Origin of the sequence: Shimia biformata (assembly GCF_016888515.1) — a bacterium.
GTDB lineage: Bacteria > Pseudomonadota > Alphaproteobacteria > Rhodobacterales > Rhodobacteraceae > Shimia_A > Shimia_A biformata.
The window spans coordinates 1-12,262 of sequence record NZ_JAFEJK010000004.1; the positions used below are offsets into that span (position 1 = coordinate 1).

A 12,262-nucleotide genomic window follows, 5' to 3' on the forward strand; every position below is an offset into this window, starting at 1 on the left:
TTCGTCGGCCATGCCGAACAATGCAACATCCGCGTGCGCCGCTATGGCGGGATCAACGTGCCTTATGGCGAGGGCGCCCCCTATCGGGACGCCGCAGAGTAAACACACAACAGAAGCGAGGGGCCAGCCCCTCGCGCACCCCGAGGTATTGCGGGCAAGAGGAAGAGATGGATACCCAAACGGCCAACAAGGACCTGATCGCGCCAATCCGGGCGGCTATGTATGATTTTGACATGGACCGGCTGAAACGTGTCCTGTCCGCTGCGACCACGCCGGATGCAGTCTTCCGCCTGTGTTTTCCCTTTGGCGACACGGTTGGCGCCGAGGCATTCTGTGACCATGCCTATGGCGCGCTTCTGGATGCCTGGCCTGATCTTGAACGGCGCGACTGGATCGTGATGGCGGGGCCGGACGAGGATGGGGCCGAATGGGTTGGCTGCGGCGGGTATTATACCGGCAGTTTCATTTCGCCATGGCTCGATATTCCGCCAACGGGTCATCAGACCCACATGCGGTTTCACGAGTTCTTTCGGATCGAAGGCGGTAAGATCGTGGAGTTTCAGGGCGTCTGGGACATTCCCGAGGTCATGGTGCAGGCGCGCGCTTGGCCGTTGGCGCCGTCGCTCGGGCGGGAGTGGCATGTGCCGGGGCCAGCGACCTGCGACGGCATCGTGCCGGGGCCGTATGACCAAAAGAAAAGTGCCGCTTCGTGCCAGCATATCATCGACATGCTGGAGCATATGACACGTCACCCTTCCATGGGTGGTCCCGAGGTGATGGAGATGGACCGGTTCTGGCACGACAAGATGAGCTGGTATGGACCTTCTGGTATCGGCACGGCCCGCGGCATCGCGGGGTTCCGCAACTGGCACCAGATCCCTTTTCTGAAGGCTATGCCCGACCGCGGGCAACACGGTGGTGAGATCAGTCACCACTTTTTCGGCGACGGGGATTATGCCGCCGTGACCGGCTGGCCGGACATGGCCCAGACCCTGACACAGGGCGGCTGGCTGGGCATCGCGCCCGCCGGCAGGAAAATCACCATGCGCAGCCTTGATTTCTGGCGCATCGAGAACGGCAAGATCCGCGAGAACTGGGTTCTGGTCGATCTTCTTGATGTCTACGACCAGCTTGGCGTCGATGTCTTTGCCCGGTTGCGTGAGTTCAACAAGGTTCGCAACATGGGGCGTCTGAATATCCCTGATGGAATGAGCCTATGACCCAGTTGCCTGACACCCCTTCCTTTTCACTCGCGGGCCGAACAGCCCTGGTTACCGGAGCCTCTTCGGGTATTGGCCAGGGCTGCGCGGCGGCGTTGGCCGCGGCGGGGGCACATGTGGTGTGTGCCGCGCGGGGGGCGGACAAGCTGCAGGATACAGTTGCCGCGATTGCCGCACGAGGGCAGTCAGCTGAAGCGCTGGTTTTGGACCAGGCCGATCTGGGCGCGCTTGAGGCGGTGTTTGCGAAGCGGGACTTTGATGTCGTGGTGAACTCGGCCGGGCTTGCCCGTCACAGCCCGGCCATCGAGACCACGGTGGAAGATTTTGACGCGGTGATGTCGATCAACCTTCGGTCCGCCTATTTCCTGTCAGCTTTCGCAGCCAAGGCCTTGAAGGGGAAAGGAAAACCGGGGTCCATCATCCATATCTCAAGCCAGATGGGGCATGTGGGCGGTATCGACCGCGCGGTTTATTGCGCCACCAAGCACGGGCTGGAAGGCATGGTGAAATCCATGGCGATCGAGTGGGGGCCGGACCAGATCCGCATCAACACGATCTGCCCGACTTTCATCCGCACACCGCTTGGCGCGCAGACGCTTGAGATCCCCGAACGCCGCAAGTGGATCGAGGACAAGATCAAGTTGGGGCGCGTCGGCGAGGTCGAGGATATCATGGGGGCTGTGGTCTATCTGGCGTCGGATGCCTCGGCGCTGGTGACCGGCAGCGCGATGATGATTGACGGCGGGTGGACAGCAGATTGATGAAGGAAAAGGTCACATCTCTGCAAGTGGCGGAACGGGCCGGGGTCAGCCAGTCGGCGGTCAGTCGTGTCTTTACGCCGGGGGCATCTGTCAGCAAGCGCACCGCGGAAAAGGTGCGGGTGGCAGCGGCTGAACTGGGCTATCGGCCCAATGTCCTGGCGCGCGCGATGGTGTCCGGCAAGAGCCGGATCATCGGGCTGGTCGTCGCTTATCTGGAAAACTATTTCTATCCGTCTGCGCTGGAAAAGCTGTCGAACGCGCTTCAGGAACAGGGCTATCACGTTTTGGTTTTCATGGCGTCACAGACGGCGGGAAACATAGATGACGTGATGGAGGAAATCCTCGATTACCAGGTCGATGGAATTGTTCTGGCCAGTGTCGCGTTGTCCTCGGATATCACGTCGCGCTGCCAGGCGGCGGGGGTGCCGGTTGTGCTGTTCAACCGCAGCCAGGACATTGACCATATCTCAGCGGTGACGTCCGACAATGTCGCAGGTGGGCGAAAGCTGGCCGAATTCCTGGTGGAAGGCAGGCACCGCCGTTTCGGCTATATTGCCGGATGGGAGGGGGCCTCGACCCAGCGCGACCGCGAGGCGGGGTTTCGGGCCGGGCTTGCCGCAGCAGGGCAGGACCTGTTCGCGCGTGGTGTGGGCGATTTCACTGTCGATGGGGCCAAGGACGCGGCCCGACGCATGTTCGACCGCCCCGAGGATGCGCGCCCCGACTGCGTGTTTGTTGCCAACGATCACATGGCCATAGCGGTCATGGACGTATTGCGCTTCGAGTTGGGTTTGTCTGTCCCCGAGGATGTTTCCGTGGTGGGGTTTGATGACGTGCCGCCCGCGTCATGGGCCGCCTATGACCTGACTACCGTGCGCCAGCGCGCCAATCTGATGGTGGCCGAGACCGTGACGACCCTGATGGAAAATATTGAAAACCCGGGAATGGTGGAACCGCGCAAAGTGGCCATCGACGGGCCTCTGGTCGTGCGCGGCTCGGCCCGGATCCCGACCAACCGCACAAGGACAGGATGAGCAAGATGAAAGGCTTTGACGAGAAGTTCGTGGATTTTCCCGACTATATCATCGGGATTACCAAGGAAATCTGGGAGGATCGCGGCATCGCGACCCTGCACCACTATTATTCGCCTGACATTGTTGTGCGGTCGCCGGCGTCGGTCGTGATCGGCAACCAGAACGTGATCGGCGCGACCATGGCGACGCTGGCGGAATTCCCTGACCGGGAGCTTCTGGGCGAGGATGTGATCTGGTCCGGCACGCCGGAAGACGGGATGCTGTCCAGTCACCGCATCATCTCGACCGCGACCCACGCGGGAGACGGGGTTTATGGCAAGGCGACGGGCAAGAAGCTGCAATACCGCATCCTTGCGGACTGCCATGCCATCGACAACCAGATCAACGACGAATGGCTGATCCGCGATCAGGGTGCGATTGTGCGCCAGATGGGGTGGGATCCGAAGGAGTATGCCGCGCAACTTATTGAAAACGAAGGCGGACCCGAGAATTGCGTCAAACCACTGACGCCCCGGACGGACAAACCCGGCCCCTATTCGGGTAAGGGCAACGACAATGAATGGGGGCAGCGATATGCCGATATCCTGACCCGGATCATGGGCGCGGACATGGGCGTGATCGAACGTGACTATGACCGTGCGGTCCAGACCGAATACCCCGGTGGTGTCACCGGGCACGGCTGGGGATCGGCCGACACTTTCTGGATGGGGCTGCGGGCCGCCTTCCCCAATGCCGAGTTCAAGATTGAACACGTGATCGGTCGCGACGACCCGATGATGTGCCCGCGCGCCGCCGTCCGCTGGAGCCTTTGGGGAAAACATGACGGCTGGGGTGCCTTCGGTGTGCCAACCGGGGCCGAGGTCTATGTGCTGGGTATCAGCCATGCCGAGTTCGGCGCCGTTGTTGGGGGGGCGCCCAAACTGCGCCGTGAATTCACCCTGTTCGATGAAACTTCGGTCTGGAAACAGATCGTGTTGCAAACCGGCTGACGCCATCGGCGCGCCACCCTTTGAAAGAAAGAAGGATGTCCCTGCACCCAACCTTGCCCGTGCCCGAAGACGACGGCTTTGTGCCGCGTGGCGCTGCACATCTGGATGTGCCTGACAAGGGCGCGGCGCGGGACTTTTTCTTTTTTCTTTTGCCGCATGCCACAATGCTGGGGTTCACCGCCGCGATCGAACCCCTGCGTGTGGCCAATCAGCTGGCGGGGCGCGCGCTTTATCGCTGGTTCACGGTAACGGTGGACGGCGCGCCGTCGCGCTGTTCGAACCGCCTGAGCATTACCCCCGACATGGCGCTGTCCCGGGTGCCGCCACGGGCCTTTGTGTTTGCCTGCGGTGGCGTGCAACCCCAGGACATCACGGACCGCCGCATCATCGACGGTCTGCGTCGCCATGCGGTGCATGGAGGTGGCGTTGGTGGCATCTGCTCGGGTGCATTTGCGCTGGCGCGGGCTGGGGTGCTGTCAGGCCGCACGTTCACGCTTCACTGGGAAAACCAGCCGGCCTTTTCAGAGACATTCCCCGACCTGACCCCGTCGTCGCGTCTTTTCGAAATCGACCGGGGGCTGATGACCTGCGGCGGAGGCCACGCGGCCACGGACATGATGCTTTCGGTGATCGAACAGGACTATGGCACGGACCTTGCGCTGATTGTCGCCGACATGTGTCTGCACCGTCGCGGTGCCGATGAGATCAGCCATCAAAGGTCACCGGATTCCGCTGCCCTGGGGAGCCGTAGCCCGCAATTGATCCGCGCCGTTGCCGTCATGCGCGAACAGTTCGAAGACGTGCTGACCATGGAACAGGTGGCAGAGAGGGCGGGCATCTCCAAGCGCCAGCTGGAGCGGCTGTTCAGGCAACACACCGGCCAGACGCCGATGCGGTTCTATACCGAACTGCGCCTGGCCCGCGCCTTTGCGCTGATCAATGAAACAGATCTTTCGGTTGCGGAAATCGCCGCCGCCACGGGCTTTGCCGCCCCCCATTTCGCGCGCCGGTTCCGCGCCCGCTTCGGATCTTCCCCGCATTCCTATCGCAAGGGATGGCACGAACGCGGCCCCAACCGGGACACAGGACAATGAACGTTAATAAGGGAAATGACGTATGAGTAACTCTGACATTCACTCGCGGATCGTCCGCTACGGCGACCTGCAGCCTTGCAAAACCGCCTTCATCGACGCCCATACCCCGGGCAGCGATAAGAAGGAAAACTTCACCATCGTCGGCGGTGGCGTGTCGGAAAGCCCCGACCAGCATGTCCACATCACCGACAAGATCGGCTTTAACATCGGCGCCGCGGGCCAGCCGCCGAAATGCCGAAACTCGCTGCACAGCCATACCACCGCCGAGGTGTTCTTTGTGGCCAAGGGCCGGTGGCGGTTCTTCTGGGGCCGTTACGGGACGGCGGGTGAGTTCATCGCCGAGGAAGGCGACATCTTCAACATTCCCACGGGCATCTTCCGTGGTTTCGAAAACGTCGGCCAGGACTATGGGATGATCATGTCGATCCTTGGCGGCGACGATGCCGGCGGCGGCGTGACCTGGGCGCCGCAGGTGATCGAGGATGCGCGCGATCACGGGCTGGTGCTGGGTGAAAACGGCAAGCTTTACGACAGCAAGAAGGGGCAGGCACTGCCCGAAGGGGTCGCCCCGATGCCGCTTCTGACCGAGGAGCAGCTGAAAGATTACCCCGAAGTGCCTGTCGAGAACGTCGTGCGCGACTATGTCGCCCGCTACTGGGACCTGATGGCGCTGTCGGCGAAGAAACCAGCCGTGGTGATTGGCGAAAACGGTCTGATCAAGGACCGCCCCGGTTTCGAGGTCGATTTCCTGTCGCGCGGATCCAGCGTGGACGAACCGGTCAAGGCGGTGAAGCCTGTTGTCCTGATGCCTGCCAGCGGCCATTGGCGTATCCGCATCAACGAGGTTGAGGTCACCCTGTCCAGGGGCGACACCGCGGTGGTTCTGCCCGGCGAAAGCTATAGTGTTGCGCCCTCGATGACCGGTGAGGCCGGGCTTTATCGCATCACCGCGACCGACGACCCGGCGGGCGCGACCTGGACAGGCGCCTGAGGCGCTTTCACGGGGCCGCAACAATTGTGGCCCCGTTTTCCACGTTTGGCGTTGTTGCCGGAAACGGATGAAGGAAACCGAACATGACAAAAATCCAGACCAGCCACGTAGGAAGCCTGCCACGCACGCAGGACGTTGTGGATTTCATCTTCGCCCGCGAGAAGGAACAGCCATACGATCAGGCCGCTTTCGATACCTGCATGACGGCGGCGGTGTCCGAAACCGTGCGTAAGCAGGTGGAAGCGGGCATCGACATCGTCAGCGATGGTGAGACCTCGAAGATTTCATATGCCACTTATGTCAAGGATCGGTACACCGGCTTTGCAGGCGACAGCCCGCGCAATGCGCCGGCCGATCTGAAGATGTTTCCGGGCTTTCTGAAGCGGTTGGCCGATGACGGTGGCACCCCGACCTATGCCCGACCCATGTGCGTTGGCGAGGTCCGATCCAAAGGGCAGGGCGAGTTGCAGAAGGACATTGCCAATCTCAAGGCGGCAATGGCGGAACACGGCGCGGCGCGCGGCTTCATGAACGCGGCCAGTCCCGGCGTGATTTCCCTGTTTCTGCCCAACGATTATTACCCCTCGCGCGAGGCATATCTTGCCGCGTTGGCCGATGCCATGAAGGAAGAATACGAGACGATCATCGCCGCTGGCCTTGACCTGCAACTGGATTGTCCCGACCTGGCGGTGTCGCGGCATATGCTGTTCAACGATCTCAGCGACCACGAGTTTGTCGAGATCGCCAACCAGAATGTCGCCGCGCTGAACCATGCGCTGCGCGATGTGCCTGCTGATAAAGTTCGGGTGCATATCTGCTGGGGCAACTACGAGGGGCCTCATTGCTGCGATATCGGAATGGACAAGGTGTTTTCGACGCTGATGTCGACCAAGGCGCGCTATCTGCTGTTCGAAACCTCGAACCCCCGTCATGCCCATGAGTGGACCGTGTTCCGCGACCGCAAATCCGAAATTCCAGACGACAAGGTGCTGGTGCCGGGCGTGGTGGATACGACCACCAACTTCGTCGAGCATCCCGAACTGGTCGCCCAGCGGATCGAACGGTTCACCGACATTGTCGGCGCGGACCGGGTGATTGCGGGCAGCGATTGCGGCTTTGGGACGTTTGCAGGTTTCGGCGCGGTCGATCCCGATATTGCCTATGCCAAGCTTGCAACCCTGTCCGAAGGGGCGGCGCTGGCCGGGGGGCGGATGTGATCCCGCTGTTGCTCTTGCCGGGAATGATGTGCGATGCTCGGTTGTTCGGACCGCAGATTGACGCGTTTTCACACCAGATGCCGGTCATGTGCGCGCCGATTGGCGGGCATGAAACCATGACCGAAATTGCCGCCGAGGTGCTGGCCCACGCCCCGCCGCGCTTTGCGCTGGCAGGGCTGTCGATGGGTGGGATCGTGGCGATGGAGATGGTGCGGCAGGCACCTGATCGGGTGGATCGGCTGGCGCTTCTGGACACCAATCCGCTGGCGGAACTCGATCAGGTCAAGGCGCGCCGCACACCGCAGATCGCCGCTGCCCATGCTGGCCGGTTGCGACAGGTGATGCGGGACGAGATGAAGCCGAACTACCTGACGGACGGTCCCAATCGTGGGGCGATCCTTGACTTGTGCATGGCGATGGCGATGGACCTTGGGCCACAGGTTTTCGTGCGCCAGTCGATTGCCCTGCGTGACCGACCGGATCAAACTGACACCCTGCGCGGCTATGATCGTCCCGCACTTGTCCTTTGCGGTCGCGATGACGGGCTGTGCCCGGTGGCGCGGCACGAACTGATGCACGATTTTTTGCCGAACTCGACACTGGAAGTCATTGAATGTGCAGGGCATTTGCCCACGCTTGAAAACCCTGTGGACACCAATGCAGCGCTGGCGCGCTGGCTGGAGGAATCATGAATGACACTCTTCTGACCCTGCTGCGCAAGGTCGACACTCCCACGGTCTGCAACGCCATCGAAGTGGCGCAAGGCAAACGCGGCTTTGACGTTTTTACCCGTGGCACCATGCTGTGCAGCGCCCCCGACGAAGGCGCGATGGTCGGCTATGCCCGCACCGCGCAAATTGCAGCCGTGGCCCCCCCGACCGAGGCTGCGGACGTCATCAAGGCCCGGCGCATGGACTATTACCGTCACATGGCGTCTGGGCCGGGGCCACGCGTCGCGGTGGTCGAGGACCTGGACTTCCCGCATTGCATCGGCGCCTTCTGGGGCGAGATCAATACAACCGTCCACAAGGGGCTTGGGCTGTCCGGTGCGTTGACCAATGGCGTGATGCGTGACCTTGGCGACCTGCCTGACGGGTTTCCCGTGGTCGCGGGGTCAATCGGTCCAAGCCACGGATTTGTGCATGTGCGTTCGGTCGGCCAGCCGGTCACGATATTCGGGATGTCGGTCACGGATGGCGACCTGATCCATGCCGACCGTCACGGTGCGCTGGTGGTGCCGCCCGAAGTGATCCCTGTGCTTGAACAGGCAATCCTCAAGCTCTTGGAAACCGAGAAGGTGATCCTTGATCCCGCCCGCCAGCCGGGTTTTGACATCGAGAAATTCGCCGAGGCGTGGAGTGCATTTGAAAAAGCACGGACTTGAAACACGCATCTGCTAGGCTCCGTCCAACACGGAGGATTCGATGCGCACATTCGATGAGATTTTCACCATCGCAGCCGACCGCAAGGGCGGGATCGAGGCGCTGGAAGGAATGCTGTCCCGGCCTATGAGCCCGGAAAAGGTTGCCGCGCAGCCCGATGACCGCTGGCTGTCAGCGATGGCCAAGTCAATCTTTCAGGCCGGGTTCAACTGGAAGGTCATCGACGCCAAGTGGGACGGGTTCGAGACGGCATTTCACGGTTTCGACCCGGTTCGGGTGGCCCATTACCATGACGAGGACATGGATCGGCTGATCTCGGACAAGGGGATCGTGCGCAACGGGCCAAAGATCGCGGCGGTGATGGATAACGCCCGCTATGTCGTTGACCTGGCAGCGGAACACGGCGGTATGGGGCGGTTCGTGGCCGACTGGCCGGGCACGGAATTCATCGGCTTGCTGGATCACCTCAAGAAAAACGGCGCGCGTCTGGGCGGAAACACCGGCCAGCGCATGTTGCGGGTGATGGGCAAGGACGGGTTCATGCTGTCGCGGGATGTAACTGCACGGCTGATCGCCGAAGGCGTGGTGGACAAGGTGCCGTCATCCAAGCGCGACATGGCGGCGGTGCAGGATGCGTTCAACATCTGGGCCGAACAGTCGGGCCGCAGCTTGACCGAGATCAGCCGGGTTCTGGCGTTCAGCGTCGGCAGTTGAGCCGCTAAACCCTGCGGATCAGGTAGATATCCATGATCCAGCCATGATCAGCCCGCGCCTTGGCGCGTGTCTCGACTATCCGGGTTGTGACTTCGGGCAACGGCCCCTCGATCAGGACCTGTTGATCCATCCCGACATAGGCGCCCCACCAGATATGCAGGCCCGTCGGGTCGAGGGATTGAAACGAGCATTGCCCGTCCAGCATCACCGCCACCGTATCGACGCCATCCGGCCAGCCATGATCGCGCAGCCGCCGCCCGGTGGTTATCTGCACCGGGCCACCCACGGTATTCAGCGGAATCGCATGGGCGGCTGTCAGCATTTGCAAGCTGGTGATCCCCGGCACCACGGCGACTTGCACCGGCACGCCCAATCCCGGCAGGCGCTCGGCAATCCGCAGGGTACTGTCATAAAGAGACGGGTCGCCCCAGACCATCAGAGCGGCGGTGCCGCCGTCAGGCAGGGCGCCGCGCAGGGTTTCGGCCCAGATACCGGCGATCTCGTCATGCCAGTCCTTCACGCGGGATTGGTAGTCGGGGGTTGCCTCGTCGCGAACCGGCAGGTCGAATTCGACAACCGGGGGCGCGTCGGTCAGGATCTCGGTCGCGATCATCCGGCGCAGATCGGCAAGGTCGGCCTTGTCAGCCCCTTTGCGCGGCAGAAGGATGACGTCGGCGCCTTCCAACGTGCGGATCGCCTGAAGCGTCAGATGGGCGGGGTTGCCCGACCCGATGCCAACAAGAGCCAGCCGGAACATCAGGCGTCTTCCAGAAGTTCGCCGAACAGGATCAGCCCCGGCGCGGTGCCGACTTCCTGCGCCAGCTTTGCCTTCAGCGCACCAAGGGTCGACCGCTCGATATGCTGGTCGGGATGGCTGACGCTTTCGGCCAGCATCGCGGGCGTGTCGGGCGACAGCCCGGCCTCGATCAGCCGGTCAGCGAGGGCAGGGAAGGTGCGTTTCGGCATGAAAACGACGCTGGTGGCCAGCGGATCGGCGAGGGCGCGCAGGTTCAGATCGTCGGGCAGGGCACCGGCGACGTCATGGCCCGTCACGAATTGCACCCGCCGCGCCACCAACCGGCGGGTCAGCGGGATTTGTGCAGCTGCGGCAGCGGCGCAGGCCGAGGTCACACCGGGGATCACTTCAAACGGGATACCCTCGGCGCGCAGCACGACGATTTCCTCTTCCAGACGGCCGAACAGCCCCGGATCGCCCGATTTCAGCCGCACCACCCGCGCACCGGTCTTGGCATAGTCGACCAGAAGCTGGCTGACATGGTCCTGTTTGGGCGACGCACGGCCCGCGCGTTTGCCAACTCCGACAAGGTCGGCATCCGGTCCGGCATGTTCCAGGATCGGCCCCGACGAGAGGTCATCAAACAGGATCGCGTCCGCCTCTTGCAGCCGTTTCACGGCCTTCAGGGTCAGAAGTTCGGGGTCGCCGGGACCAGAGCCGACGAAGCTGACAAAACCGCTCATGCGATTGCCTCCGCGATGAGGTGAAAGAACGTGCCGGTGACGTTGCCCCGGACGGATCCCGTTTCGGGGACCGGGTTGCCGTCGGCATCCCCGACCTGTGCCAGCGGCGCGTCCGGCTCGTCAAGGATGGTGGAATAGTGGAACTCGTGCCCGCGCAGCCGTGCGCCCGCGCCAAAGCCCGGCATCGGGGCGTTCAGCGTCGCCTGACGGTAACCAAGGTGAAACTTGCGTTTGTCATAGGACGTCACCAGCCCCAAAAGCCCCGCCATCTGGTGACGGCTGCCATCCTTGTCAATCAACGCCTGCCCAAGCGCCATGTAGCCGCCGCATTCGCCGTGAACGGGCCGGGTCTCGGCATGTTTGCGCAGCCCTGCCAGATAGGTCTCGGCGGCGGCCAGCCTGCCCGCGTGCAGTTCGGGGTAGCCTCCGGGCAGCCACACAAGGTCGGCGGTGGGATCGGGGGCCTCGTCCGCAAGGGGCGAGAAGGGCAGGATCTCGGCCCCGGCCTCGCGCCAGCCGGTCAGGAGGTGGGGATAGGTAAAGCTGAAGGCCGCATCGCGGGCCAGCGCGATGCGCTGGGCCGGGGGCGGGGGCAGGGTGCCGGTGCGGGCGGGGCCGGACCGGGCGGCAGCCTTGATCGCCGCAAGGTCGACGTTTTCGCGCAGGAAGGACGCGTACCCCGAGATGGCGGTTTCAAGGTCTGGATGTTCCACCGCCTGGATCAGTCCAAGGTGGCGTTCCGGCAATGTCAGGTCTCCGCGTCGGGGCAGGACACCCAGCACGTCGATGCCAGCCTTATCCATACCCAGACGCGCCAGCCTTTCGTGCCGGGGAGAGGCGCATCGGTTCAGGATGACACCCGCAAAGGGCAGGTCAGGGTTATAGGTCTTGAAGCCAAGTGCGGTGGCGGCGGCGGATTGCGCCTGACCACCCACGTCGATCACCAGAACCACGGGCCAGCCCATGTGCAGCGCGGTTTCCGCGGATGAGCCAAAGCCGCTTTCGCCACGCGTGGCCACCCCGTCGAACAGCCCCATCGAGCCCTCGGCAACGATGATGTCGGCGCCATCTGCACGCTCGGAAATGCCGCCGATCAGCCCCTCGTGCATCGCCCATGTGTCGATATTGAACGCCTCACGGCGCGCGGCGGCATGGTGGAAGGCGGGGTCGATATAGTCAGGGCCGGACTTGAAGGGCTGAACAGTCAGACCCTCGTCGGCCAGCGCACGCAGCAACCCCAGCATCACGGTGGTCTTGCCGGTGCCAGAGGACGGGGCGGAAATGAGGAGGCCGGGGGCGGTTTGGGTCATGCCAGGTATTCCGGTTCGGCTGTAGGGGAGAGGGGGCCAGCCCCCTCTTGAGCCATGCGGCTCAATTCACC

General features: G+C 62.8%; 13 protein-coding genes. 10 read left to right on the top strand and 3 right to left on the bottom strand.

Annotated elements, in window-relative coordinates:
- Positions 1-167: 167 nt before the first annotated feature.
- The 10 genes from JQ863_RS18340 (at position 168) to JQ863_RS18385 (ending at position 9,402) form a co-directional block, all read left to right on the top strand.
- Positions 168-1,220 (top strand): ester cyclase, encoded by a 1,053-nt coding sequence (locus JQ863_RS18340; protein ID WP_239113603.1) that lies wholly within the window; start codon positions 168-170, stop codon positions 1,218-1,220.
- Positions 1,217-1,981 carry an SDR family NAD(P)-dependent oxidoreductase gene (locus JQ863_RS18345; protein ID WP_204115798.1) on the top strand — a complete coding sequence of 255 codons (765 nt, stop codon included), beginning with the start codon at positions 1,217-1,219 and terminating at the stop codon, positions 1,979-1,981. Before JQ863_RS18340 ends, JQ863_RS18345 begins: the two co-directional genes overlap by 4 nt.
- Positions 1,981-3,015, top strand: a complete 1,035-nt coding sequence (locus tag JQ863_RS18350; RefSeq protein WP_204115799.1) for a LacI family DNA-binding transcriptional regulator — start codon at positions 1,981-1,983, stop codon at positions 3,013-3,015. The genes JQ863_RS18345 and JQ863_RS18350 overlap by 1 nt, the downstream gene beginning before the upstream one ends.
- A gap of 5 nt (positions 3,016-3,020) precedes the next feature.
- Positions 3,021-4,004 carry a nuclear transport factor 2 family protein gene (locus tag JQ863_RS18355; RefSeq protein ID WP_204115898.1) on the top strand — a complete coding sequence of 328 codons (984 nt, stop codon included), beginning with the start codon at positions 3,021-3,023 and terminating at the stop codon, positions 4,002-4,004.
- A 35-nt stretch (positions 4,005-4,039) separates the two neighbouring features.
- Positions 4,040-5,098: a GlxA family transcriptional regulator gene (locus tag JQ863_RS18360; protein WP_204115800.1), complete on the top strand. Its 1,059-nt coding sequence runs from the start codon at positions 4,040-4,042 to the stop codon at positions 5,096-5,098.
- 22 nt (positions 5,099-5,120) lie between these two features.
- On the top strand, positions 5,121-6,089 hold the full coding sequence (locus tag JQ863_RS18365) for a cupin domain-containing protein (protein WP_204115801.1): 969 nt from the start codon (positions 5,121-5,123) through the stop codon (positions 6,087-6,089).
- 83 nt (positions 6,090-6,172) lie between these two features.
- Complete coding sequence (locus JQ863_RS18370) at positions 6,173-7,306, top strand: cobalamin-independent methionine synthase II family protein (RefSeq protein WP_204115802.1); 1,134 nt, start codon at positions 6,173-6,175, stop codon at positions 7,304-7,306.
- Positions 7,303-7,998, top strand: coding sequence for an alpha/beta fold hydrolase (locus JQ863_RS18375; RefSeq protein WP_204115803.1), 696 nt, complete (start codon positions 7,303-7,305; stop codon positions 7,996-7,998). The genes JQ863_RS18370 and JQ863_RS18375 overlap by 4 nt, the downstream gene beginning before the upstream one ends.
- The gene (locus JQ863_RS18380) at positions 7,995-8,690 is read left to right on the top strand and encodes an RraA family protein (protein WP_204115804.1); all 696 of its coding nucleotides are present in this window, start codon (positions 7,995-7,997) and stop codon (positions 8,688-8,690) included. The genes JQ863_RS18375 and JQ863_RS18380 overlap by 4 nt, the downstream gene beginning before the upstream one ends.
- Positions 8,691-8,730: 40 nt before the next feature.
- Entirely contained in the window at positions 8,731-9,402 is a 672-nt protein-coding gene (locus tag JQ863_RS18385; protein ID WP_204115805.1) for a DNA-3-methyladenine glycosylase I, read from the top strand.
- 4 nt (positions 9,403-9,406) lie between these two features.
- Here the strand turns inward: JQ863_RS18385 and cobF are convergent, their stop codons facing one another.
- Genes cobF through JQ863_RS18400 form a run of 3 tightly spaced genes read right to left on the bottom strand, consistent with a single transcriptional unit; the run spans position 9,407 to position 12,191 of the window.
- Positions 9,407-10,159: a precorrin-6A synthase (deacetylating) gene (gene cobF / locus JQ863_RS18390; protein ID WP_204115806.1), complete on the bottom strand. Its 753-nt coding sequence runs from the start codon at positions 10,157-10,159 to the stop codon at positions 9,407-9,409.
- Positions 10,159-10,881 carry a uroporphyrinogen-III C-methyltransferase gene (gene cobA, locus JQ863_RS18395; RefSeq protein ID WP_204115807.1) on the bottom strand — a complete coding sequence of 241 codons (723 nt, stop codon included), beginning with the start codon at positions 10,879-10,881 and terminating at the stop codon, positions 10,159-10,161. Before cobA ends, cobF begins: the two co-directional genes overlap by 1 nt.
- On the bottom strand, positions 10,878-12,191 hold the full coding sequence (locus JQ863_RS18400) for a cobyrinic acid a,c-diamide synthase CobB (RefSeq protein WP_204115808.1): 1,314 nt from the start codon (positions 12,189-12,191) through the stop codon (positions 10,878-10,880). Before JQ863_RS18400 ends, cobA begins: the two co-directional genes overlap by 4 nt.
- Positions 12,192-12,262 lie beyond the last annotated feature (71 nt).

Coding starts and splice junctions, on each gene's coding strand:
- cobF (WP_204115806.1), bottom strand. CDS start 10,159: ATGTTCCGGCTGGCTCTTGTTGGCATCGGGTCGGGCAACCCCGCCCAT.
- JQ863_RS18350 (WP_204115799.1), top strand. CDS start 1,981: ATGAAGGAAAAGGTCACATCTCTGCAAGTGGCGGAACGGGCCGGGGTC.
- JQ863_RS18340 (WP_239113603.1), top strand. CDS start 168: ATGGATACCCAAACGGCCAACAAGGACCTGATCGCGCCAATCCGGGCG.
- JQ863_RS18345 (WP_204115798.1), top strand. CDS start 1,217: ATGACCCAGTTGCCTGACACCCCTTCCTTTTCACTCGCGGGCCGAACA.
- JQ863_RS18380 (WP_204115804.1), top strand. CDS start 7,995: ATGAATGACACTCTTCTGACCCTGCTGCGCAAGGTCGACACTCCCACG.
- JQ863_RS18360 (WP_204115800.1), top strand. CDS start 4,040: ATGTCCCTGCACCCAACCTTGCCCGTGCCCGAAGACGACGGCTTTGTG.
- JQ863_RS18365 (WP_204115801.1), top strand. CDS start 5,121: ATGAGTAACTCTGACATTCACTCGCGGATCGTCCGCTACGGCGACCTG.
- cobA (WP_204115807.1), bottom strand. CDS start 10,881: ATGAGCGGTTTTGTCAGCTTCGTCGGCTCTGGTCCCGGCGACCCCGAA.
- JQ863_RS18385 (WP_204115805.1), top strand. CDS start 8,731: ATGCGCACATTCGATGAGATTTTCACCATCGCAGCCGACCGCAAGGGC.
- JQ863_RS18400 (WP_204115808.1), bottom strand. CDS start 12,191: ATGACCCAAACCGCCCCCGGCCTCCTCATTTCCGCCCCGTCCTCTGGC.
- JQ863_RS18355 (WP_204115898.1), top strand. CDS start 3,021: ATGAAAGGCTTTGACGAGAAGTTCGTGGATTTTCCCGACTATATCATC.
- JQ863_RS18370 (WP_204115802.1), top strand. CDS start 6,173: ATGACAAAAATCCAGACCAGCCACGTAGGAAGCCTGCCACGCACGCAG.